This is a genomic window from Pseudomonas sp. LARHCG127 (assembly GCF_052871455.1).
Window position 1 is genome coordinate 1 of record NZ_JBIXJT010000010.1, and the last position, 23830, is coordinate 23830.

The 23830-nt window shown below is 61.5% G+C and carries 17 protein-coding genes; 9 read left to right on the forward strand and 8 right to left on the reverse strand.

Annotated features, from left to right (window positions below; all coding sequences use genetic code 11):
* Positions 1 to 175 precede the first annotated feature (175 nt).
* The 6 genes from ntrC to glnA all read right to left on the reverse strand — a co-directional run bounded on the left by ntrC (position 176) and on the right by glnA (position 6454).
* On the reverse strand, positions 176 to 1612 hold the full coding sequence (gene ntrC / locus ACIPQ1_RS17810) for a nitrogen regulation protein NR(I) (protein ID WP_186706133.1): 1437 nt from the start codon (positions 1610 to 1612) through the stop codon (positions 176 to 178).
* The gene (gene glnL / locus ACIPQ1_RS17815) at positions 1609 to 2694 is read right to left on the reverse strand and encodes a nitrogen regulation protein NR(II) (RefSeq protein ID WP_003186732.1); all 1086 of its coding nucleotides are present in this window, start codon (positions 2692 to 2694) and stop codon (positions 1609 to 1611) included. Before glnL ends, ntrC begins: the two co-directional genes overlap by 4 nt.
* Before the next feature lie 253 nt (positions 2695 to 2947).
* On the reverse strand, positions 2948 to 3571 hold the full coding sequence (locus tag ACIPQ1_RS17820) for a DUF4124 domain-containing protein (RefSeq protein ID WP_250961893.1): 624 nt from the start codon (positions 3569 to 3571) through the stop codon (positions 2948 to 2950).
* Positions 3568 to 4086 carry a DUF4124 domain-containing protein gene (locus ACIPQ1_RS17825; RefSeq protein WP_250961894.1) on the reverse strand — a complete coding sequence of 173 codons (519 nt, stop codon included), beginning with the start codon at positions 4084 to 4086 and terminating at the stop codon, positions 3568 to 3570. The genes ACIPQ1_RS17820 and ACIPQ1_RS17825 overlap by 4 nt, the downstream gene beginning before the upstream one ends.
* A gap of 275 nt (positions 4087 to 4361) precedes the next feature.
* Positions 4362 to 4925 (reverse strand): chorismate mutase, encoded by a 564-nt coding sequence (locus tag ACIPQ1_RS17830; protein ID WP_411386238.1) that lies wholly within the window; start codon positions 4923 to 4925, stop codon positions 4362 to 4364.
* 122 nt (positions 4926 to 5047) lie between these two features.
* Positions 5048 to 6454, reverse strand: a complete 1407-nt coding sequence (glnA, locus tag ACIPQ1_RS17835) for a type I glutamate--ammonia ligase (RefSeq protein ID WP_057449143.1) — start codon at positions 6452 to 6454, stop codon at positions 5048 to 5050.
* A gap of 328 nt (positions 6455 to 6782) precedes the next feature.
* On the opposite strand from glnA, the gene thiI reads away from it, so the two are divergent.
* Together thiI and typA are read left to right on the forward strand one after the other, a co-directional pair.
* Positions 6783 to 8237, forward strand: coding sequence for a tRNA uracil 4-sulfurtransferase ThiI (gene thiI, locus ACIPQ1_RS17840; RefSeq protein WP_250961896.1), 1455 nt, complete (start codon positions 6783 to 6785; stop codon positions 8235 to 8237).
* 133 nt (positions 8238 to 8370) lie between these two features.
* A complete protein-coding gene (gene typA / locus ACIPQ1_RS17845; protein ID WP_250961897.1) occupies positions 8371 to 10191 on the forward strand; it encodes a translational GTPase TypA in 1821 nt (606 codons plus the stop codon).
* Positions 10192 to 10417: 226 nt separating this feature from the next.
* Here the strand turns inward: typA and ACIPQ1_RS17850 are convergent, their stop codons facing one another.
* Positions 10418 to 10855 carry a YkgJ family cysteine cluster protein gene (locus ACIPQ1_RS17850; RefSeq protein ID WP_134922476.1) on the reverse strand — a complete coding sequence of 146 codons (438 nt, stop codon included), beginning with the start codon at positions 10853 to 10855 and terminating at the stop codon, positions 10418 to 10420.
* Between the two features lie 254 nt (positions 10856 to 11109).
* Between ACIPQ1_RS17850 and ACIPQ1_RS17855 the strand changes: the two genes are divergently transcribed.
* The 5 genes from ACIPQ1_RS17855 (at position 11110) to ACIPQ1_RS17875 (ending at position 20693) form a co-directional block, all read left to right on the forward strand.
* Positions 11110 to 13560 carry a glycogen/starch/alpha-glucan phosphorylase gene (locus ACIPQ1_RS17855; protein ID WP_411386240.1) on the forward strand — a complete coding sequence of 817 codons (2451 nt, stop codon included), beginning with the start codon at positions 11110 to 11112 and terminating at the stop codon, positions 13558 to 13560.
* A gap of 291 nt (positions 13561 to 13851) precedes the next feature.
* Complete coding sequence (locus ACIPQ1_RS17860) at positions 13852 to 17475, forward strand: DUF2339 domain-containing protein (RefSeq protein ID WP_446534535.1); 3624 nt, start codon at positions 13852 to 13854, stop codon at positions 17473 to 17475.
* Positions 17472 to 18848 (forward strand): DUF3999 domain-containing protein, encoded by a 1377-nt coding sequence (locus ACIPQ1_RS17865; protein WP_411386242.1) that lies wholly within the window; start codon positions 17472 to 17474, stop codon positions 18846 to 18848. The genes ACIPQ1_RS17860 and ACIPQ1_RS17865 overlap by 4 nt, the downstream gene beginning before the upstream one ends.
* Positions 18849 to 19082: 234 nt before the next feature.
* The gene (locus ACIPQ1_RS17870; protein WP_030141457.1) at positions 19083 to 20093 is read left to right on the forward strand and encodes a class 1 fructose-bisphosphatase; all 1011 of its coding nucleotides are present in this window, start codon (positions 19083 to 19085) and stop codon (positions 20091 to 20093) included.
* A 3-nt stretch (positions 20094 to 20096) separates the two neighbouring features.
* The gene (locus ACIPQ1_RS17875) at positions 20097 to 20693 is read left to right on the forward strand and encodes a DUF924 family protein (protein ID WP_250961903.1); all 597 of its coding nucleotides are present in this window, start codon (positions 20097 to 20099) and stop codon (positions 20691 to 20693) included.
* 103 nt (positions 20694 to 20796) lie between these two features.
* On the opposite strand, the gene ACIPQ1_RS17880 is transcribed toward ACIPQ1_RS17875, so the two are convergent.
* A complete protein-coding gene (locus ACIPQ1_RS17880; protein WP_446534536.1) occupies positions 20797 to 22689 on the reverse strand; it encodes a methyl-accepting chemotaxis protein in 1893 nt (630 codons plus the stop codon).
* Positions 22690 to 22973: 284 nt separating this feature from the next.
* Between ACIPQ1_RS17880 and ACIPQ1_RS17885 the strand changes: the two genes are divergently transcribed.
* Both ACIPQ1_RS17885 and ACIPQ1_RS17890 read left to right on the forward strand, forming a co-directional pair.
* Complete coding sequence (locus ACIPQ1_RS17885; RefSeq protein ID WP_003186715.1) at positions 22974 to 23228, forward strand: hypothetical protein; 255 nt, start codon at positions 22974 to 22976, stop codon at positions 23226 to 23228.
* Positions 23229 to 23259: 31 nt separating this feature from the next.
* Positions 23260 to 23829, forward strand: a complete 570-nt coding sequence (locus tag ACIPQ1_RS17890) for a lipocalin family protein (RefSeq protein WP_250961905.1) — start codon at positions 23260 to 23262, stop codon at positions 23827 to 23829.
* The last annotated feature ends 1 nt before the right edge of the window (position 23830 follow it).

The following is a 23830-nucleotide window of genomic DNA, read 5'->3' on the forward strand; positions in this document are numbered from 1 at the left end:
TCAAGAACCATGCTTGCAGCACGTTGCTTGAACTCGCGGGTGTAGGTCTTTCGCTCTTGCATGAAACCTCCTGATTGGGCGAATCATATCGCCCTTAAGAGGTGTCCGGGTTCATTAGGCCAGTTCAGCTTGCTCGCGATGGGGCCTCCAAATTCAGCGAAGGGTCAAAGGCTGATCAGCCCTCATCCCCGTCATCATCATCCCCACCATCGACCTTCATCCCCAATTCCTTGATCTTGCGGGTCAAGGTATTGCGGCCCCAGCCCAGTAGCACGGCGGCGTCGCGGCGGCGGCCGGCGGTGTGCTTGAGGGCGGTTTCGATCATGATCCGCTCGAAGCTGGGCACGGCACTGTCCAACAGGCTCGACTGGCCACGGGCCAGGGCCTGGTCGGCCCACTGGCGCAGGGCTTGTTCCCAGTTGGTCACCGGGGCCGAATCCTGCGGCAGGCTCAACAGCTCCGGCGGCAGGTCGCTGATGTGCACCTCGCGACCCGAAGCCATCACCGTGATCCAGCGGCAGGTGTTCTCCAACTGGCGCACGTTGCCCGGCCATGGCAGGTTCTTGAGGTATTCCTCGGTTTCGCTCTTGAGCAGCTTGGGCTCGACCGCCAGTTCCTGGGCCGCGCGGCTGAGGAAGTGCCGGGCCAGGGTCGGGATGTCTTCACGACGGTCCGCCAGGCGCGGGATATGGATGCGGATCACGTTCAGGCGATGGAACAAGTCCTCACGGAATTTGCCGGCGTGCACCAGGGTTTCCAGGTTCTGGTGGGTCGCGGCGATGATGCGCACATCGACCTTGACCGGCGTATGGCCGCCGACCCGATAGAACTCGCCATCGGCCAATACGCGCAACAGGCGGGTCTGGGTGTCAGCCGGCATGTCTCCGATTTCATCGAGGAACAGCGTGCCGCCGTCGGCTTGCTCGAAACGCCCACGGCGCAGGTTGGCCGCGCCGGTGAACGCGCCTTTCTCGTGGCCGAACAGTTCGGACTCCATCAAGTCCTTGGGAATCGCCGCCATGTTCAGCGCGATGAACGGCGACGCCGCCCGTGGACTGTGGCGATGCAGGGCGTGGGCCACCAGTTCCTTGCCGGTGCCCGACTCGCCGTTGATCAGCACGGTGATGTTGGAGTGGCTCAAGCGCCCGATGGCGCGAAACACTTCCTGCATCGCCGGAGCTTCGCCGATGATTTCCGGGGTGCGGGCCAGGGCCGGCACTTCTTCCAGGCCCTGCTGCTCCTGGGCGTGCTGGTTGGCGCGCTTGACTAGCGACACCGCTTCGTCGACGTCGAATGGCTTGGGCAGGTATTCAAAAGCGCCGCCCTGGTAAGACGCCACGGCGCTGTCCAGGTCGGAATGGGCGGTCATGATGATCACCGGCAGGCGCGGATGCTGTTCGCGAATTCGCGCCAACAGATCCAGGCCGCTGGCGCCCGGCATGCGGATGTCGGAGATGATGACGTCCGGTTGCTGACGCGCCAGGCGACTCATCACCCCGTCGGCGCTGTCGAAGCTCTGGGTGGTCATGCCTTCCTGTTGCAAGGCTTTTTCCAGGACCCAACGGATAGAACGGTCGTCATCGACGATCCACACGGTTTCACTACGGCTCATGTCGATGTGGCTCCTTGTTCCAGTGGCAGGAAGATCGAGAAGGTGGTGTGGCCGGGGTGGCTCTCACATTCGATCAAGCCCTGATGCTGACTGATGATGTTCTGGGTAATGGCCAGGCCCAGCCCGGTACCGTCCGGACGGCCGCTGACCATGGGGAAAAAGATGGTTTCCTGCAGCTCGGCTGGGATGCCCGGGCCGTTGTCGATGATTTCGATCTTGGTCACCAGGCGATGGCGCACATGGCCGATGGTGAATTGGCGCATGGCGCGGGTCCGCAGGCTGATGCGGCCCAGGCGCAGTTCGTTCTGGCTGCTGATGGCCTGCATGGCGTTGCGCACGATGTTCAGTACTGCCTGGATCATTTGTTCGCGGTCGATCAAGACATCGGGAATGCTCGGGTCATAGTCGCGCACCAAGGTGATGCAGCCCTGGCTTTCGGCTTCCACCAGGCTGCCGACACGTTCCAGCACTTCATGGACGTTGCACATCGCCAGGGATGGCAGCTTGTTCGAGCCAAGCATGCGGTCCACCAGGTTCCGCAGGCGGTCGGCTTCTTCGATGATGACGTTGGTGTAGTCCTTGAGGCTTTCTTCCGGCAGTTCGCGGGCGAGCAACTGCGCCGCGCCACGTATCCCGCCGAGGGGATTCTTGATCTCATGGGCGAGGCCGCGCACCAGCATCTTGCTGGTTTCCTGCTTGGACAATTGCGCCTCTTCCTTGGTGATGCGCAGCAGCCGATCACGGGGATGGACTTCCAGCAGCAGCAAAGTGGCACCGTTGTTCAGGATCGGCGTGACTGCGTAATCCACGGTCAGGGTCTGGCCGGTCAGGGCGGTGAGCATCGCCTCACGCTTGGTGAACGGGTGGGCCTGCTCCACCGCTTGGCGCAGGGAGTTGAGCGCTTCGGCGGATTCGGTGAACAGCTCGCTGATGAACTGCCCGTGACTGCGCTGGCCGCTGACGGCCAGGAGCATCTCCGCCGCCGGGTTCATATACTCGAGGCGCAATTCTGCGTCGAGCAGGATGGTCGCGGTGGTGAGGTTGTCGAGCAGCAAGCGGTGTAGTGCGTCGCTAATGGTCATCAGGACCTCTTTTGGAGCGTAGCAACTGGGGACCGATCCCAAATTGCGCGCGCGATTAATGCGCTGTTGCGAGGAAAATGCAAAAACCAAACCAAGGCTCCGAAAAGAAGCGTTTAGAGCCTCAAAAGGGTGTTTTTCGGTCGGTTGCGTGGCGTTCTGCCAGCTTTTTCGGGTACTTTCGAACCAAAATGGGTTTTGGATCTGGGTATCGTGCAAGCTATTGCACCAATATAGTGCGTCGGTCTGGGTGGTGTTAGAAGAACGGCAAGATGCTGCTTTTTTCTTCTTCAGGTTTTTCGGCGAGAGGGCACTCGGGCCGTTGACCGTAGTCGGCCGTGGCGCAGGGCTTGATGCGGCGCTTTTGCGCCAGGGACATGCGCTGCATGTGGAAGGGCTGGTTGGCGGTGCGCTCGACGATGCGGTCCTGCTCGTCAAGGATTTCCACCGCCAGATGATGGCTGCCCCGGTCGATGTTACTCAAGGCGAATACCGGGCTCGGCCCCGGCGCGCCCGTCGGCTGGCCGTCGAGCAACAGCCGGTAGCGGTGGCCTTTTTTAAGGCCGGGCTCGCTGGTGACGCTGACGATCAGTTCGCCTGCGGTGCTGCGTATTGTCGCGTCCGGCTCGGGTATCAACAGCCGGAGCATTTCGTAATGGAACAGCGGCTCGGGCCGGGCTTCGGCCGCAGGCGCCGAGGGTGTGCTCGCCGGCGGCGTCGGCATCCGGTTGCCGGGTGACACTTGGACTTTCTTTGCGTTGCCAGGGCGCGGCTGATCGGTGAACACACGATTACCCTGGGCATCGATGTAGGTGTAGACCTGCGCCACCCCGGGCAGCGCCGCCAATGCCAGGCCAAGGGCGAGCCACCAGCGGATCATGGTCGGTGCACCCGTTGCACGGTGAACGTGACGGTTTCGCTTTGCTGCACAAGGTTCTCTCCGTCGATGACCTGAACCGCCAGGCTGTGTTCGCCCCGATCGATATTCATCAATTGCAGGCGCGGCACGTTGCTCGGCTGGCCGTAGGGCTGTCCGTCCAGCAGCAAACGGAACAGATGGGGGCTGCGCAGGCGCGGTTGGGCACGCACGCCCACGGTGAAGGTGCCGTTGTTGGCACGCAGGGCCTCCTCGGTGGGGATGTCGATCAGTTCCAGGATCTCATAGGCATTGCGCGGTTCGTCGCTGTTCGCGGGGGCTGGTGGGGTGTCCGGGCTGGTTGGGGATTGACGTTCGATGCTGTTGAGCGGTGGCAACTCCACTGTCTGCGCCGGTACGCCTTGGGGCGGCTGGTTGCTGTAGGCGGTGTTGCCCTCGGCGTCGGTGTACTTGTAGATATGCGCGGCGGCAGGCAGCGCCAGCAGCAACAACAGGATGATTAAAAAACCGCGACCCATGGGAAATCAACCGAAAACCAGAGTGATGGATGCAGCATAGGCCAGGGCGGATGGTTGGCCCAGTTGTTGTGTTGCTCCCACAGGGGATTTGCTGTGAGCACACATCTTGAGCCCGATGCAAAACCATTGTGGGAGCGAGCTTGCTCGCGATAGCGGCGTGTCAGTCATTGGGGTGTTGGATGTGCCGGCCTCATCGCGAGCAAGCTCGCTCCCACAGGGGATCGGTTGTGAGCACACATCTTGGGCTCGATGCAAAACCACTGTGGGAGGGGGGCTCAGGATTTCGGGGAAACGCACAGTCCGCCGGTTGCCCGGATCAAGGCGAGCCTGTGTATCGGGTGCTGTTTGTTGTGGTGGGTGGCTCGGGCCAGCCATTGCGGGCAGTGCGGGTCGGTGCGGTAGGGGGCGAAATCGGCCAGTTGCTGCAATAGGCGTTTTTGCAGTCGATCAAGTTGTGGGCGGATCTCGCCTACCAAGTCCGGGCGTGGCAGGTCCGGGGCCTTGCCGTCCAGGGCCCAGTCGGACAAGTTGATGTATTGCACCATTTTGTTGGCTTCTATCTGGGCGGCGAAAAACGCTTCCACGGTTTCGCCACTCAACTTGTAGGCCGGCGCCTGGGCAACGGCGGCGGCAATGACTTCACGCTCGCGCTGACGGTCCTCCACAGGTTTGCCACTGTCCCATTTGCTCAACGCTACCTGGTCGGCGATGGCCAGGCGTTCGCCAATGGCGTTGAGCAGCGGGGTGAGGTCGTCAGGGGCGCGGGTCGAGGCGGCTTCGGCGGTGGTAGCCAGCAGCGCGGCAGACAGGGCAAGGCAGAGCTTGAAGCGCAACGTCATGGTCAGTCTCGTCTTCTGTGGGGGAGCGACGAGGCATCATGCACTTAACCTGCCCCCATAAAAAAGGCCTCCCGAAGGAGGCCTCTCTTTAGTTCACGCCGTGCGTGGCGGCGCTTACTGGATCAGCAGCTGTAGTACAGCTCATATTCCAGTGGGTGTACGAAGGTGCGAACCTTGATTTCTTCTTCGCTTTTCAGTGCGATGTAAGCGTCGATGAAGTCATCGCTGAATACGCCGCCCTTGGTCAGGAACGCACGGCCCTTGTCCAGCTCTTCCAGGGCTTCTTTCAGGCTGCCACAGACTTGTGGGATTTCCTTGGCCTCTTCAGGCGGCAGGTCATACAGGTTTTTGTCAGCGGCATCGCCAGGGTGGATCTTGTTCTGGATACCATCCAGGCCGGCCATCATCAGTGCAGCGAAGGCCAGGTACGGGTTGGCAGCCGGATCCGGGAAGCGTGCTTCGATACGGCGGGCTTTAGGGCTGTTCACGTAAGGAATACGGATCGAGGCGGAACGGTTGCGAGCCGAGTAGGCCAGCATGACCGGAGCCTCGAAGCCTGGGACCAGACGCTTGTAGGAGTTGGTCGACGGGTTGGTGAAGCCGTTCAGGGCCTTACCGTGCTTGATGATACCGCCGATGAAGTACAGGGCGGTGTCCGACAGGCCGGCATAGCCTTCGCCTGCGAAGGTGTTCTTGCCGTCCTTGGAGATCGACATGTGAACGTGCATGCCCGAACCGTTGTCGCCGTACAGAGGCTTCGGCATGAAGGTCGCGGTGCGGCCGAAGGCGTCAGCCACGTTGTGTACGCAGTACTTGAGGGTCTGTACTTCGTCAGCCTTCTTGACCAGCGTGTTGAATTTCACGCCGATTTCGTTCTGGCCGGCAGTCGCCACTTCGTGGTGGTGAACTTCGACGGTCTGGCCCATTTCTTCCAGTGCGTTGCACATGGAGGTACGGATTTCGTGGTCGAAGTCGAACGGTGGAACCGGGAAGTAACCGCCCTTGATACCTGGACGGTGGCCTTTGTTGCCGCCTTCCACGTCCTGGTCGGACATCCACGAACCTTGTTCGGAGAAGATCTTGAACATGGAGCCGGAGATGTCGGACTTGAACTTGACCGAGTCGAAGATGAAGAACTCAGGCTCAGGGCCGAAGAAAGCGGTGTCGCCGATACCGGTGGACTTCAGGTATTCCTCGGCACGGTGGGCGATGGCGCGTGGGTCGCGGTCATAGCCTTGCATGGTCGAAGGTTCGATGATGTCGCAGACCAGGATCAGGGTCGGCTCTTCGGTGAACGGGTCCAGGACGGCGGTTTCGTCGTCCGGCATCAGGATCATGTCGGAGGCTTCGATGCCTTTCCAGCCGGAGATGGAGGAACCGTCGAACATCTTGCCGATTTCGAAGAATTCGTCGTCCAGCGCATCACGGGCCGGCATGGTCACGTGATGTTGAGTGCCTTTGGTGTCAGTGAAGCGCAGATCAATCCACTTGACGTCATGATCTTTGATGAGTTGAACCGACTTCGACATATGTCCTCCGGGTGGCTTCGGGCGGGTAGTGGAGTGCCCTTAGATATGGGTGATGCCGGCGCGAATACTCTGCCAAGGCAACCTGCCTCACAAGGGAGCAAATTGCATGCCAGTGCCCCAGCATGGGTTTTTTGCACCAAATCCACGCTTTTAAAGGCGTAAATCACAGATTGTCAGACAATAACGCACTGCAATGTGGCGCCGTCAATCGATAATGACCTGTTTTGGTGCATGTAAAACCATCTGCACAGAAACTGGTTAAACCTTGAGCAATTTCCGCTATAATCCGCGCCCCCCTTTTTCGGCTGGCCGTTCGCGCGCTGTTTTCATGAAACTAATCGTAAAAGTCTTCCCCGAGATCACCATCAAGAGCCGCCCGGTACGGATGCGTTTCATCCGCCAGTTGGCCAAGAACATCCGTGCTGTGCTCCGAGACCTGGACCCGGCTGTGGTGGTGAATGGCGTGTGGGACAACCTCGAGCTGGAAACCCGTGTCAGCGAACCCAAGGTCCTGAAGGAAATGACCGAGCGCCTGAGCTGCATGCCGGGCATCGCGCATTTTCTGCAAGTCGACGAATATCCGTTGGGTGATTTCGACGACATCCTTGCCAAGTGCATGCTTCATTATGGTGACGCACTGACCGGCAAGATCTTTTCGGTGCGTTGCAAGCGTGCGGGCAAGCACGCGTTCAGCTCTATGGATGTGGAGAAGTACGTCGGCAGCCAATTGCGCCGGCAATGCGGCGCGGCCGGTATTTCGTTGAAAGATCCGGAAGTCGAAGTCCGCATCGAAATTCGCGACCAGCGGCTATTCGTGATCCACAGCCAGCACAACAGCATCGGCGGTTATCCGCTGGGTTCGCTGGAGCAGACCCTGGTGCTGATGTCCGGTGGCTTCGACTCCACGGTAGCCGCCTACCAGATCATGCGTCGCGGGTTGATGAGCCATTTCTGCTTTTTCAACCTGGGCGGGCGCGCCCATGAATTGGGCGTGATGGAAGTGGCGCACTTCATCTGGAAGAAGTACGGCAGCTCCCAACGCGTGTTATTTGTGAGTGTGCCGTTCGAGGAAGTCCTGGGCGAGATTCTCGGCAAAGTCGATAACAGTCATATGGGCGTCATTTTGAAGCGTATGATGTTGCGCGCCGCTTCACGAATTGCCGACCGCCTGCAAATCGACGCGCTGGTGACCGGCGAGGCGATCTCCCAGGTGTCGAGCCAGACGTTGCCGAACCTGTCGGTGATCGACTGCGTGACCGAGAAGCTGGTCCTGCGTCCACTGATCGCCAGCCACAAGCAGGACATCATCGACCAGGCCAATGAAATCGGCACCGCCGAGTTTGCCCGGCACATGCCCGAGTACTGTGGCGTCATCTCGGTCAATCCGAAGACGGCGGCCAAGCGCGGGCGGGTAGAGCACGAAGAGAAAGAATTCGACATGGCGGTGCTCGAGCGAGCGCTCGAAAACGCCAGGCTGGTGCCGATCGATCGGGTGATCGATGAATTGGGCCAGGATGTTCAAATTGAAGAAGTCGGCGAAGCGTTGGCCGGTCAGATCATCATCGACATCCGCCATCCGGATGACGCTGAAGACGACCCGCTGAGTGTCGCCGGCATCGAGGTAAAAACGATGCCGTTCTATGCAGTGAACGCGCGTTTCAAGGAACTGGACCCTACTCGCCAGTACCTGCTGTATTGCGACAAAGGCGTGATGAGTCGCCTGCATGCCCACCATTTGCTCAGTGAGGGGCATGCCAATGTGCGCGTTTATCGACCGAGCTAAGTGCCCGGGGCTGTATGCCTGTGGCCTGCGTCACCGGCCCCCCGACGCCGCCGACACGCTGTAACTGTCGGACTCAACGTAAATCGCTGCCACGACCTGTCAGCACACCGAATCCTCTGATCGAGATACACAAGTGATCGAAAATCTACGCAACATCGCCATCATTGCTCACGTTGACCATGGTAAGACCACCCTGGTAGACAAACTCTTGCGTCAATCCGGCACCCTGGAGCGCAACGAGCTCAACGACGAGCGCGTGATGGACTCCAACGACCAGGAAAAAGAGCGCGGTATTACCATCCTGGCGAAAAACACCGCCATCAACTGGAACGGCTACCACATCAACATCGTGGACACCCCGGGCCACGCCGACTTCGGTGGTGAAGTAGAGCGCGTGATGTCGATGGTCGACTCCGTACTGCTGCTGGTTGACGCTCAAGACGGCCCTATGCCGCAAACCCGTTTCGTGACCAAGAAGGCGTTCGAAGCCGGCCTGCGTCCGATCGTGGTCATCAACAAGGTTGACCGTCCAGGCGCGCGTCCGGACTGGGTTCTGGACCAGATCTTCGACCTGTTCGACAACCTGGGTGCCACCGAAGAACAGCTGGACTTCAAAGTCGTCTACGCCTCGGCCCTGAACGGCATTGCCGGCCTGGACCACACCGCCATGGCGGAAGACATGACCCCGCTGTACCAGTCGATCGTCGACGACGTACCGGCACCGAAAGTCGACCGTGACGGTCCGTTCCAGATGCAGATCTCGGCACTGGACTACAACAGCTTCCTGGGTGTGATCGGTGTTGGCCGTATCGCCCGTGGTCGCATCAAGCCGAACACCCCGGTGGTTGCCATCGACGCTGAAGGCAAGAAGCGCAACGGTCGTATCCTCAAGCTGATGGGTCACCACGGCCTGCACCGCATCGACGTTGAAGAGGCAGCGGCCGGCGACATCGTCTGCATCAGCGGCTTCGACCAGCTGTTCATCTCCGACACCCTGTGCGACCCACTGAACGTCGAAGCGATGAAGCCGCTGACCGTTGACGAACCTACCGTTTCGATGACCTTCCAGGTCAACGACTCGCCGTTCTGCGGCCGCGAAGGCAAGTTCGTGACTAGCCGTAACATCAAGGAACGCCTGGACAAAGAGCTGCTCTACAACGTTGCCCTGCGCGTTGAAGAAGGCGACTCGGCCGACAAGTTCAAAGTCTCCGGCCGTGGTGAGCTGCACCTCTCGGTACTGATCGAAACCATGCGTCGCGAAGGCTTCGAAATGGGCGTGGGTCGTCCTGAAGTGATCATCCGAATGGTCGATGGCGTCAAGCACGAACCGTACGAAAACGTGACCATCGACCTGCCGGAAGAATCCCAGGGCGCGATCATGGAACAAATGGGCCTGCGTAAAGGCGACCTGACCAACATGGTTCCGGATGGCAAGGGCCGTGTGCGCCTTGAGTACAACATCCCGGCCCGTGGCCTGATCGGTTTCCGTAACGAGTTCCTGACCCTGACCTCCGGTGGCGGCATCCTGACCTCGATCTTCGATCGTTACGACGTGATGAAGTCCGGCGACATGTCCGGCCGTCAGAACGGCGTGCTGGTATCGGTTGCCACCGGCAAGGCCCTGACCTACTCGCTGGAAACCTTACAAGCGCGCGGCAAGCTGTTCGTCGAGCACGGCCAGGATATCTACGAAGGTCAAATCGTCGGCCTGAACAGCCGCGACAACGACCTGGGCGTGAACCCGACCAAAGGCAAGAAGCTCGACAACATGCGTGCTTCGGGCAAGGACGAAACCATCGCCCTGGTTCCGCCGGTCAAGTTCACCTTGGAACAAGCGCTGGAGTTCGTGCAGGAAGACGAGCTGTGTGAAGTGACGCCTAAGTCGATTCGCCTGCGTAAGAAAATCCTTGGCGAAAGCGAGCGTACCCGCGCTGCCAAGAAAAGCGGCAACTGAGTCTCGACTTAGTTAGCGGCTGAAAAAAAACGCCCCCGGTCGTGAGATCGGGGGCGTTTTTTTATGCCTGGAAGTTATGTAGTGGCTTTCAGGGCGCTATCGCGAGCAAGCTCGCTCCCACAGTAGATCTTCAGCGGATACAGATTCTGTGTCCGACATGAATCCCCTGTGGGAGCGAGCTTGCTCGCGATGGCGATGGTTCAGGCGCTAGATAACCAACGGCTGATCAGAATCGATCCAACGTCCGCGGGTTGCGCTCGCGCTCCACTTCCTTGGGCTTGTAGGCGCAATAGCCTGGCCGTGGTCCGACCCGAGGATGGTTGCGGCAGGTGTCCGGGCGCTTCTCGTAAATGGTGCACAGCCGGCTCTTGCGGTCCAGATAAAGGCAATCGTTGTTGCTCATGCGCTGGAGCGTGAAGATTTCCGACTTCTGGTTGTAGCGCTCGACGATCCCTTCCTTCTGCAGGCGCTTGGCGATGTTCTTCGGTGGGTCGCCCAGTTCGAACTCATCGACGATGCCAATGCGGATCAGGTCCTTGATCTTGACCTCCACCGGCAGCGTGCAGCAGCTCGACACGCAGGAACCGCACATCGGGGCGGAGTACTTGGCCCAGGTATCGAGTCGGTCGATCTCCGCGGCGGCGATCAGGTTGGACTTCATCATCACGGTTTACCAGCATGCATCAGGGCGCGCGATCATACCGGGACTGGTGAAATTTTGAACGACCATCTGCCGGTTTTTTTTGCATCCCGGCAAAACCTGTCGGGACCGGCACGGCCCCTGCATTCATTCGACCATCCGGCAATTCCATGGCGGCGATTCTCCGACACTCGGGGAAATCCACCGAACCAAGAGCCTGTACCGTCTGTCAGACCGTCTAGGCTCAGACAATTCCATGCTCGTTCGAGGTCTTATCAATGACTCAAGAACCACTTGTTCGCGAAGCTGAAGTTGCGGCATTTCGCGACGCCGTGTTGACCAAACTCACTTATGCCGTCGGCAAGGACCCCGATCATGCGTTTGATCACGATTGGTTCGAAGCCATTGCCCTCGCCGCCCGCGACCACATGGTCGAACACTGGATGGACCACACGCGGCAGATCTACCGCAAGGGCCAGAAGCGGGTCTATTACCTCTCCCTGGAATTTCTCATCGGTCGCTTGCTCTACGACAGCCTGAGCAACCTCGGCCTGCTGGACACCGCCCGTGAGGCCTTGACTGAGTTGGGCGTGGACCTGGAGCGTATCCGGCTGCTCGAGCCCGACGCGGCGTTGGGCAACGGTGGCCTTGGCCGCCTGGCGGCGTGCTTCATGGAGAGCATGTCCACACTGGGTATCGCCGGCCATGGCTACGGTATTCGTTACGAACACGGCTTGTTCCGCCAGGCGATTGTCGATGGTTGGCAGCAGGAGCAGACCGAGCACTGGCTGGATTTCGGCAACCCGTGGGAGTTCGAGCGTCCGGAAGTGGTCTACCCGATCGGCTTTGGCGGCAGCGTCGAAACCGTGACCGACGACACCGGCAAGACCCGCCAGGTCTGGTCCCCGGCCGAAACCGTGCGGGCCATTGCCTATGACACGCCAGTGGTGGGCTGGCGCGGCGCCAGTGTCAACACCCTGCGCCTGTGGCGCGCCCGGGCGGTAGAAGACCTGCACCTGGAACGCTTCAATGCCGGCGACCACCTCGGCGCCGTAGCCGAAGTGGCCCGGGCCGAAAGTATTTCCCGCGTGCTGTACCCAGCCGACAGCACCGAAGCCGGGCAGGAACTGCGCCTGCGCCAGGAATATTTCTTCGTCGCCGCCTCGTTGCAGGACTTGCTGCGCCGCCATCGCAACATGCACACCTCGGTGCTGACCCTGGGCGATCACGCGGCCATCCAGCTCAACGACACGCACCCGTCCATTGCCGTGGCCGAGTTGATGCGGCAGTTGGTGGACGTCTACGACGTGGCCTGGGACGCGGCCTGGCAGGTCACCCAGGACACGCTGTCCTATACCAATCACACGCTGTTGCCCGAAGCCCTGGAAACCTGGCCGGTGGGGCTGATGGAGCGCATGTTGCCCCGGCACATGCAGATCATCTACCTGATCAACGCCCAGCACATCGATTCGCTGCGGGCCAAGGGTGTGCACGATTTCGACGTGCTGCGCGCGGTGTCGCTGATCGAGGAGGACAACGGTCGCCGGGTGCGCATGGGCAACCTGGCGTTCCTCGGTTCCCACAGCGTCAATGGCGTGTCCGGGCTGCATACCCAGTTGATGCGCAGCACGGTGTTCTCCGAGCTGCACAAACTCTATCCGGAGCGGATCAACAACAAGACCAACGGCATCACCTTCCGCCGCTGGCTGTTCCAGGCCAACGCTGAATTGACTTCGATGATGGTCGACGCCCTCGGCCCGAGCGTGCTCGACAACCCCGAGGAGCGCTTGATCGAACTGGAACCGTTTGCCGACAAGCCGGCGTTTCGCAAGCAGTTCGCCGAGCAGCGCCTGCACAGCAAGAAGGCCCTGGCTTACTTGATTCATGAACGACTGGGCATCGCCGTCAACCCGGCGGCGATGTTCGACGTGCAGGTCAAGCGGATCCACGAGTACAAGCGCCAGTTGCTCAACCTGATGCACACCGTGGCGCTGTACCAGGCGATTCGTGCCGAGCCGGAAGTGGACTGGGTGCCGCGGGTGAAGATCTTCGCCGGCAAGGCCGCCGCCAGTTATCACCAGGCCAAGCTGATCATCAAGCTGACCAACGACATCGCCCGGGTGGTGAACAACGACCCGACCGTGCGCGGCTTGCTCAAGGTGGTGTTCCTGCCCAACTACAACGTCAGCCTGGCCGAAAGCATCATCCCGGCGGCGGATTTGTCGGAGCAGATTTCTACCGCCGGTTTCGAAGCTTCGGGCACCAGCAACATGAAGTTCGGCCTCAACGGTGCGCTGACCATCGGCACCATGGACGGCGCCAACGTGGAAATGCATGACCGCGTCGGTGGCGAGCACATGTTCATCTTCGGCCTGACCGCCGAGCAGGTCGAGGCGCGCAAGCGCAACGGCGAATTCAGCGCCGCGCCGGACATCGCTGCGTCCCATCGGCTCAACGATGTGCTGCAGGCGATTCGTGGCGGGGTGTTCTCGCCGGACGATCCGATGCGCTACACCGGGCTGGTGGACTCGTTGGTGGATTACGACCGCTTCTTGGTTTGCGCCGATTTCGACGCCTACTGGAACGCCCAGGCCAAGGTCGAAGAGAAGTGGCACGATTCCAAGCAATGGTGGCGTTCTGCGGTGCTCAACACCGCGCGCATGGGCTGGTTCTCCTCGGACCGGACCATTCGGGAATACGCCACCGACATCTGGAAAGCCCTGGAGTAGCCTTTACTGCAAGAAATGTGAGCGAAGCCCAACGGCGGTTGGGCTTCGTCGATATACTAGGCGCCAGTTTCGCCGGGCTGTGCAGCCGGACTCGGTACTGGAAATGCCAACCATCCAATGTGGGAGCGAGCTTGCTCGCGATAGCAGCCTGTCAGGCAACATTAATGTCACCTGACACACCGCATCGCGAGCAAGCTCGCTCCCACAGGGCGTGGGGGTTTTCCACTAGACTGATCCAGGCACCGCATCACCCCGGTTACGCCCGCAACGGGCCGCTTAGGGATATCGACCATGCAATGGATCTTGACGTTGTTGGGCCTGGCACTCGGCTGGGTGGTGGACGAGTCGTTCGCCGATGCGCTGATAGGCGCACTGGTGGGGCTTGGCATCGCCCAGGCGTTTCGACTGGGGCGCCTGGGAGTCCAGGCCGCCAAGCAACAGATCTTGTTGCAGGAAGCCCAGCAGAGCGTGCTCACGCTGGAAGCCCGCCTGGCGGTTCTCGAACGCGGCAAGGTGGCCGAGCCACCTGATCCGACGCCAGCGCCCGAGGTTGCCGTGCCCCAGGCCGCGCAGCCCGCGACGCGTAGCGAGCCGCAGCTCGTCTGGGAGTTGCCGCCAGACCTCGAACCCGTTTCCGCGATGGCCAGCCAGGCCAGCCAGCCGTTGCCCGAGAACATTTGGAAACCCGCGCCAGAGACGTCCAGTCGACGTGCCAACCGCGACTTTGCCCCTTTGCCCCTGGAGCCGATCGCTGCGGAGCCGGCGGCCCCGCGCGGCCCGAATCTGTTCGACCGCGCCGTGACGGGCGCGCGCAACTGGCTGTTTGGCGGCAATACCGTGCTGCGAGTCGGTGTGCTGCTGTTGTTCCTCGGCCTGGCGTTCCTGCTGCGCTACGCCACCGAAGGCATGGTGGTGCCGATCGAAGTGCGTTACGCCGGTGTCGCGGCCAGTGCGTTGGGCCTGCTGGGCCTGGGCTGGTGGTTGCGCCAACGCAACAGCAGTTATGCGCTGATGCTCCAGGGGACCGGGATCGCCGTGCTGTACCTGACGGTGTTCGCCGCCATGCGCCTGCATCCGTTGCTCGACTCCAAGGCGGCCCTGGGTTTGCTGGTGGCGGTCACGGTGTTCTCGGCGATCCTCGCGGTTACCCAGAACGCCATGGGCTTGGCTGCTGCGGCGGCGCTGGGCGGGTTTGCCGCCCCGATCCTGACCTCCACCGGCAGCGGCAACCACGTTGCCCTGTTCAGCTATTTCATCCTGCTCAATGCCGGCATCCTCGCGATCGCCTGGTTCAAGGCCTGGCGCCTGCTCAACCTGATCGGTTTTGTCGGCACCTTCGGCATCGGTTTCGCCTGGGGCCTGCGTTCCTACACACCGGAACTGCTGTGGAGCACCGAGCCGTTCCTGATCCTGTTCTTCCTCATCTACCTGGCGATTGGCTTGCTGTTCACGCGGCGCAAATTGTTGGAAATGAGCGACGCTCCCGAAGACGCTAGCCGCGAGGCGTTGCTGCGCTGGTCGGCGCGCAAGGGCGATTACGTGGACGGCAGCATGCTCTTCGGCCCGCCGCTGGTGGGCTTCGGCTTGCAGTTCGCGTTGGTGCAGCACCTGGAATTCGCCGCCGCCTTCAGCGCCCTGGCCCTGGGCATGATCTACATGGGCCTGGCTCGGCTATTGATGGGTGGGCGCGCCCTGCTGTTGGCGGAAACCTGCCTGGCCCTGGGGGTGATTTTTGCCAGCCTGGCGATCCCGTTGGGGCTCGATGCCCGTTGGACCGCGGCGGCGTGGGCCGTGGAAGGCGCGGGAATCTTCTGGCTGGGCCTGCGCCAGCAACGTCCATTGGCCCGGGCTTTTGCCTTGTTGCTGCAAGTGGGCTCGGCACTGGCGTTCCTCAGCGAGTTGCGCACTGGCGACGGCAGCCTGCTCGATGGTTCACCGCTGGGAGCATTGATGCTCGGCGGCGCCTTGCTGTTCACCTTCTACCAGTTGCTCAAGGCTGAGCCCGGACACTGTTCGCATTGGGAACGCCAAGGCCGGCCGATGCTGGCGGTGCTGGGGCTGAGTTTCCTCTATCTGCTGGCACCGCTGTTCTTCCTCACCCACGGCACCGCCATTGCCTGGGCCCTCGCCGGTTTGGCGACGCTGTTTGTCGGCCTGCGCCTGCAATCGCGTAGCTTCCTGTTCACGGCGTTTGCGGTGCAATTGCTCGGCGGCGCGCTGTTCCTGTTGCGCTTGCAAGGTGCCGAGGGCGATGCCTCAGCGGTGTTCAGCGCGGGTTGGAGCGGTTTGCTCAGTGCCTCGCTGATCGGCCTGGCGTTGATCGGCGGCATGTTGCTGGCGGCGCGCGACGACATGGTGCGCAACGATGTCCGGTTGCTGCGCGGCTTGTCGGTGGTATTGCTGGCGGGGCTGGTGCTGATCAATCTCGCGGTGCTGTTCGTCCTGCCGTGGCAAACGGCGAGCGGCGTATGGGCGGCCAGCGGCCTGTTGATCATCTGGCTGAGCCTGTACCTGAAACAACGGGTGAGTTTTGTCTTCGGCCTGCTGTTGCAACTGCTGGGCGGTGCGGCGTTCCTGACGGCGGGGCCGGCGCTGTTGGGGCCGCTCAATGCCGAGGACCTGCGGCCCCTGGCCCATAGCGGCTTCTGGACGCCGTTGGTGCTGGGGCTGGCAGCGCTGGTGGGGGCATGGCGCCTGCAACGGGCGCATGCGGCGCAGGAACTCGATGCCTTGAGCTTGCAACGCCTGTCCGAGCTGCTGCTGATCTGGGGCGCCGGTTGGTGGGCGCTGGCGTGGGTCAGCGAAGTGCTGCGCTTCGCCCCGGCGAATCAGCAAGGCAGCTTGCTGTTGGGGGGCGCGGCGCTCAGCGTGGCGGTGTGGAGCGTATTGTCGCTGCGCTTGAAATGGCCGGCGCTGGGGCTGCTGTGCACCTTGTTGATCCCGGCGACGGGTTGTGTGCTGGTGGCAACGGGGCACAGCCATTACCACCCGGCGGCGAACGTTGGCTGGCTGGCCTGGCTGGCGGTATTCGCCGTGCATTTCCTCTCGCTCAAGCGCCTGGCCGAGACGCTGCCGGCGCAGGCGCGCAGTACGGCCCACGTCCTGGGTTGCTGGTTGCTGATGGCGGTGTTGATGCTGGAGTTGCGTTACGGCCTGCTATTGCTGTCCGAGCAGTACAATGCCTGGCGCTGGCTGGCCTGGGCGATCCTGCCGGGCTTGTACCTGGTGCTGATGGCCACGCCGCGTACCTTGCCATGGCCGGTCTCGGCCCAGCCGCGCGAATACCGGGTCTACGCGGCGGCGCCCATGGCGCTGTTGATGCTCGGTTGGTTCTGGCTGACCAACACCTTCAGCGATGGCAACTCAGAGCCACTGCCTTATGTGCCGTTGCTCAATCCCCTGGAACTGGGCCTGCTGTTCGCCTTGTTCGGTATCTATGTGTGGGCCCGCAACGCCGTGGCGCAATCGACGAACCGCTGGAGTCGCGTCGGGTACATCGCCCAGTTGATCGCCGGTGTGTCGCTGTTCGCGTTCTTCACTGCCCTGGTGATGCGTACGGCTCACCAGTGGATGGGGGTCCCGTACGAGCTGGATGCGCTGCTCGAGTCAATGTTCGTGCAGGCCGGCTTGTCCATTGTCTGGACCCTGATCGCCCTGGGCCTGATGATCGGTGGTCACCTGCGCCATCGTCGAGAAGTGTGGCTGGTGGGCGCGGCGTTGATCGCCGTGGTCGTGGCGAAGCTGTTCTTTGTCGAATTGAGTAACCGTGGCGGTCTGGCGCGGATCGTGTCGTTTATCGGCGTGGGCGTGTTGTTGCTGGTGGTGGGCTACTTCGCGCCGCTGCCGCCAAAACGCCCGGAAACGGCCTCACCGGTCGAGCCGCCGATGCCTGTCAGTGAGGGAGTGTCATCTTGAGTCGCACGTTGAATCGGATCGGGCTGGGGGTGGTCGGATTGTGGGTGGCCTTGTCGGCTACGGCCCAGGAGCAACCGGCGGATTTCGCCCATCAGGTGCCGTTGGCCTTGAGCGGCGAAGGGCCGTGGTATCGCCTGCCATTGCCATTGGACGTTCAATTGCAAGCGCGGCAGACCGACCTGAGCGACTTGCGAGTCTTCAACGCCGCCGGCCAGGCCCAGGCCTACGCCTTGGTGCGCGAGTCGGCTCAGAGTCGGGAAAACCGCACCTTCACCGACGTGAAGTGGTTCCCGCTGTACAACGCCGCCGATGACAACGAGCGCGCGCCCAGCGTGCGGGTGCAATCGAACGCCAACGGCACCCTGGTTGAAGTCCAACCCGCCAGCCGGCTCGAAGCCGGGGAAGAGGCGTTGCGTGGCTGGTTGTTGGATGCCAGTGCGATCAAGGCACCGCTGCAGCAGTTGATCCTCGACTGGACCAGTGAGCGCGACGGTTTCCAGCGATTCACCATCGAAGCCAGCGACGATTTGCAGCACTGGCAGTCATGGGGCGAAGGCCAGGTGGCGCGCCTGACCTTTGCCGACGAGCAGGTCGAACAGCATGAAGTGAATCTGCCGGGGCAGCCGGCGCGCTATCTGCGGCTGCTGTGGGATTCGCCGTCCTCGGCGCCGGTGCTGACCTCGGCCCAGTTGCAAAGCGCCAGCCGCGAAAACCTGCCGTTGCCACTGGCCTGGTCGCAGCCGTTGGCCGGCAGCACGACGAAGACCGGTGAATACACCTGGCAGCTGCCCATGGGGCTGAACATCGAACAGGTGGAGGTCGAACTGAGCCAAGCCAACAGCCTGGCGCCGGTGACCCTGGCTGGCCGCCGCGAAAGCAGCCATCCGTGGCAGCCGCTGGGCGCTGGTTTGCTTTATCGCCTGACCCAGAACGGCCAGGACGTGCTGCAAAACCGTCTGCAACTGTCCGGCCAGACCGTGCAGCAACTGAAATTGACCGTGGACGAGCGCGGCGGTGGCCTGGGAACCGAAGCCCCGGCGTTGCGCTTTGCCGTGCGTCCGACCCAAGTGGTGTTCCTGGCGCGGGGCGAAGGCCCCTACCGCCTGGCGCTGGGCAGCGCGACAGCCAAGGCGGCCAGCTTGCCATTGACCACGTTGGTGCCCGATTACAAACCGTCGCGCCTGGCGGCGTTGGGGACGGCGACGGTGAACGGCTCGGCCACTTCGACGCCGGTTACGGCCGCTGCCGCTGTGCCGGCGACGGTCGATACCAACTGGAAGAAAATCGGCTTGTGGGCGGTGCTGCTGCTGAGCGTGCTGTTCCTCGCGGCGATGGCTTTCAGCCTGCTGCGCAAGCCGCCGGTCAAGAGCTGAGGTGTGTTCATCGCGAGCAAGCTCGCTCCCACACTGGACCGTGTTCCTCGGAAGAACTCGGTCAACTGTGGGAGCGAGCTTGCTCGCGATGGCGCCCTGTCATTCAACAGAAATACCCAGGCGAACCGCTGCGCCGTGAACTCAATCCTCCATATCCCGTCTCATAGGAGGAATTAAGTCCCGACTCGCGCTAAACTGCGCGGGTTTTCCGCCCCCTATTTTTCGGAGCCGTCCATGTCCCGCGTTACCTTGAGTCGCTATTTGATTGAGCAGACCCGCAGCAACAATACCCCTGCCGATCTGCGCTTTTTGATCGAAGTGGTGGCGCGTGCGTGCAAGGAGATCAGCCACGCCGTCTCCAAAGGCGCCTTGGGTGGTGTCCTGGGCAGCATGGGCACCGAAAACGTGCAGGGCGAAGTGCAGAAGAAGCTGGACGTGCTGTCCAACGAAATCCTGCTCGAAGCCAACGAATGGGGCGGTCACCTGGCGGGCATGGCGTCCGAGGAAATGGACAATGCCTACCAGATTCCCGGCAAATACCCCAAGGGTGCCTACCTGCTGGTGTTCGACCCACTGGACGGTTCGTCGAACATCGACATCAACGCGCCGGTCGGCACCATCTTCTCGGTACTGCGTTGCCCGAACGAGTACCTGAGCCAGAACGAAGCCCTGAATGAAAAGGCCTTCTTGCAGCCAGGCACCGAGCAGGTTGCCGCCGGTTATGCCATCTATGGTCCGCAGACCATGCTGGTGCTGACCTTGGGCGACGGCGTCAAGGGCTTCACCCTGGACCGCGAGATGGGCAGCTTCGTCCTGACCCACGAAGACATCACCATTCCTGAAACCACCCAGGAATTCGCCATCAACATGTCCAACCAGCGTCACTGGGAAGCTCCGGTACAACGCTACGTCAGTGAGTTGCTGGCCGGTGAAGAAGGCCCGCTGAAGAAGAACTACAACATGCGCTGGGTCGCCGCGATGGTTGCCGATGTGCACCGGATCCTGACCCGTGGTGGCCTGTTCATGTACCCGCGTGACAGCCGCGAGCCCTCCAAGCCAGGCAAGCTGCGCCTGATGTACGAAGCCAACCCGATGTCGTTCCTGGTGGAGCAGGCCGGTGGCGCTTCCACCGATGGCCACCAGCGCATCCTTGATATCAAGCCTGAAGGCCTGCACCAGCGTGTGGCCGTGTTCCTCGGCTCGAAGGAAGAAGTGGCCCGCGCCACGGCTTACCACAAGGAGTAAATCATGGCCGAGCCCTGGCAGCCGTTGCTCGATTGGTGGTTTGGCACAGCCGAAAAACCAGATGAGATCGCGGCTGACAAGGGCAAGCTATGGTTTGGCAAAGGCCATGATCGCCAGGCGCAAGAGCGCTTCGGTGATCAGGTCGAGCAGGCACTGGCCGGCGGATTGACCGATTGGGCGCAACGCCCGGAAGGTTGGCTGGCCTTGGTGCTGCTACTGGATCAACTTCCCCGGATGATCTATCGCAACACCCCCGAAGGTTTTTCCGGCGACCTGCGTGCCCAAGCGCTGGTGGCTCAAGGACTGGCGGCGGGCTTCGATCAGCAACTCAAACCCATCCAGCGCGTATTCATCTACCTCGTACTCGAACACTGCGAAAACCTCGCGGTGCAGAACGAAGCCGTGTCGCGGTTCATCGAGTTGGTTCGAGAACAGCCCGAGGCGCAGCGTGCGGTGTTTGAGGACAACCTGGATTATGCCGAGCGGCATCAGAAGATCATTGCGCGGTTTGGCCGCTTTCCCCATCGCAATGCGGTGTTGGGGCGTGAGTCCACGGCTGAGGAAGTGGAGTTCTTGAGCAGGCCTGGGTCCAGGTTCTAAATTGTGTTGTGGCCGCTATCGCCATCGCGAGCAAGCTCGCTCCCACAGTAGAGTGCGGTCAACTGTGGGAGCGAGCTTGCTCGCGATGGGGCCTTCGATAGCACTAGATCCGGAAACTGCCCACCAACTGCTTCAACCGCGCCGCCTGCTGCTCGAGGTCGGCACAGGCCCGCAAGGTGGCTTGCAGGTTTTCCACGCCTTCCTGGTTAAGCGTATTGATCTCGGTGATGTCGACGTTGATCGATTCCACCACGGCGGTCTGTTCTTCGGTGGCGGTCGCCACGGATTGATTCATGCCGTCGATTTCACCGATGCGTTGGGTCACGCTGCCCAGCCGTTCGCCGGCCTGGTTGGCGATGCTGACGCTGCCTTCGCTCTGGCGCTGGCTGTCGGTCATGGTCAGTACCGCTTCCCGTGCGCCGACTTGCAGCTCTTCGATCATCTTCTGCACTTGCTGCGCCGAGTCCTGGGTGCGGTGGGCCAGGTTGCGCACTTCATCGGCCACCACCGCGAAGCCGCGCCCGGCCTCACCGGCCCGTGCCGCTTCGATGGCGGCGTTGAGGGCGAGCAGGTTGGTTTGCTGGGAGATGCTGGTGATCACCTCGAGGATCTGGCCGATGTTCACCGTGTTGCTGTTCAGGGTTTCGATGTTGCCGCACGAATCGCTGATCTTGGCTGACAACTGCTGCATGGCCGCGATGGTTTTATCCACTACTTGCTGGCCATCTTCGGCCAGGTTGCGGGCCTCGCTGGAATGTTGCGAGGCGAGGGCGGCATTCTGGGCGATTTCCTGGGCGGCGGCGCCGAGCTGGTTGATGGCCGCGGCCACGCTGCTGGTGCGCGACGCCTGCTGGTCGGAGTTGAACATCGACGAGTTGGAGGCACTGACCACGCGCAGGGCGACTTCGTTGACCTGGCCGGTGGCCGAGGCCACTTCGCGGATCGAGGTGTGAATGCGCTCGACAAAACGGTTGAACGACGTGCCCAGGGCGCCGAATTCGTCCTGGCCGTGGATCACCAGGCGCCGAGTCAGGTCGCCTTCGCCTTCGGCGATGTCATGCATGGCGCGGCCCATGGTCAGCAGCGGTTGCATCAACACGCGGATCAACATGCCCAGCAAGGCGATGATGAACACCACGGCGATGACCATGGCGATCAGTGCCGAAGTGCGGAACTCACTGAGCATCGCCAGGGCGGTGTCCTTGTCGAGCACCAGCGCCACGTACCAATCGGTGCCCGGCACACCATTGACCCGGGTGAAGGAGATGAATTGGGACTTGCCGTCGAGGTCGACTTCCTTCACACCCGGGCTGATTTGCGGCGCGCCGTTGGGGTAGGCCTCGGCCAGGGTCTTGAGCACGCGCTTGCTGTCGGGGTGGATCAGGATCTTGCCGTCGGCGCTGACGATGAACGCGTGGCCGTGGCCGCCGAAGTTCAGCGAGTTGATGATGGCGCTGACGCTGGACAGGTCGATGTCCGCACCGGCCACGCCGATCATCTGGTTCTGGCGTTGTACCGGAGTGGCGACGGTGATCACCAGCTTGCCCGACGAGGCGGCGATGTAGGGTTCAGTGACGATGGTTTGCTGTGCGCTGTTGGCAGCCTTGTACCAGCCACGGGCGCGAGGGTCGTAGTCGGCGGCGCGATTGCCGGCCGGTACCGAGAACATCAGGCCGTCGGTGCCGCCGAAATAGCTGAGCTGGAAATTGCCGGTATAGGCCGGCAGGCCCACGGCGCGCTTGAGGCTGTCGGCACTGCTGCCGTCCACGGCGATCTGTTGGGCCAGCGATTGCAGCAATTGGATACGGCCGTCGACCCATGTCTGGATGTTACGGCTGGTCAGGCTGCCGAGTTCCTGCATGGAAGTCTCGGTGCTGGCGTGCAGGCTTTGGCGTTGACGGTAGTCGTTGAACAGGATGAAACAGGCGAATGCAACGGCCACCACGAGGGCGGCAGCCAGCAGGATTTTATGGCTGAATTTCATGTTTCTGGTCATTAAGAACACTACCGCGGAGGGACGGGTCAGGATGGGCTGTCAATTTGCCATAACGCAGGGTTTTGCGCTGTGACTTTTTATCGGCGTAGAAGCCCGGCTCATCAGGCGTCCAGGGTCCAATCCCGACGAAAGGTACGACGGCGTCACAAACCGAGTGACTCACCGATGAAACACCTCTGCACGGCCAATAAATACTGGCGGCGCGAGGGAACCAGATAGGGGTTTTCTCTTCTAAGGATCAGGTTGGCACCCTGCCACCTCCCTTCCGTTCCAGGAGTTACACCATGTCGCTGCGTTCTATCGCTCTGCTGTTTATGTGCGTCGTGCTGACCGCATGCAGCAAGGTCAACCAGGAAAACTATTCGAAGCTGTCGGCTGGCATGCCCAAGGCCGAAGTCGAAACGTTGCTGGGGAAACCGACCGATTGCTCAGGCGCCCTCGGCATGTCCAGCTGCACCTGGGGCGACCAGAAAAGCTTTATCAGCGTGCAGTACGCCGGTGACAAAGTGTTGATGTTTTCCGGCCAAGGCCTGAAGTAAACCGAGGCCAGTGGCCTGCGGGAGAAAAATAATGATGCGGTTAGTGTTTGTGCTTTTGGCTGGCCTGGTATTGGCTGGCTGTGCCACTTCTGGCGAAGATCCGTTGGCACCCAAGACGGTCAACAGCGTCAATCTCAAGCGTTACCAGGGGACCTGGTATGAGTTGGCCCGCCTGCCCATGTATTTCCAGCGCAATTGCGCGCAATCGGAAGCTCACTACACCCTCAAGCCAGACGGCAACGTGGGCGTGCTCAATCGCTGCCTGACCTCGGACTGGCAGTGGGAAGAAGCCAGGGGCACCGCGACGCCGCAGGTGCCGGGCAAGACCGACAAGCTCTGGGTCGAATTCGATAACTGGTTTTCCCGGATCGTGCCGGGCGTGGCGAAAGGGCAATACTGGGTGCTCTACGTCAGCGATGATTACAAGACCGCCATCGTCGGCGACCCGAGCCGTCGCTACATGTGGCTGCTGTCCCGCACACCGACCGTCAACAGCGTCGTGCGCGAAGAACTGCTGAGCAAGGCGCGCCAGCAGGGCTACGACACGACACGCCTGGTCTGGCGCGCGTCGGACCGGCAGATGGCCAAGACTTCGGACTGAC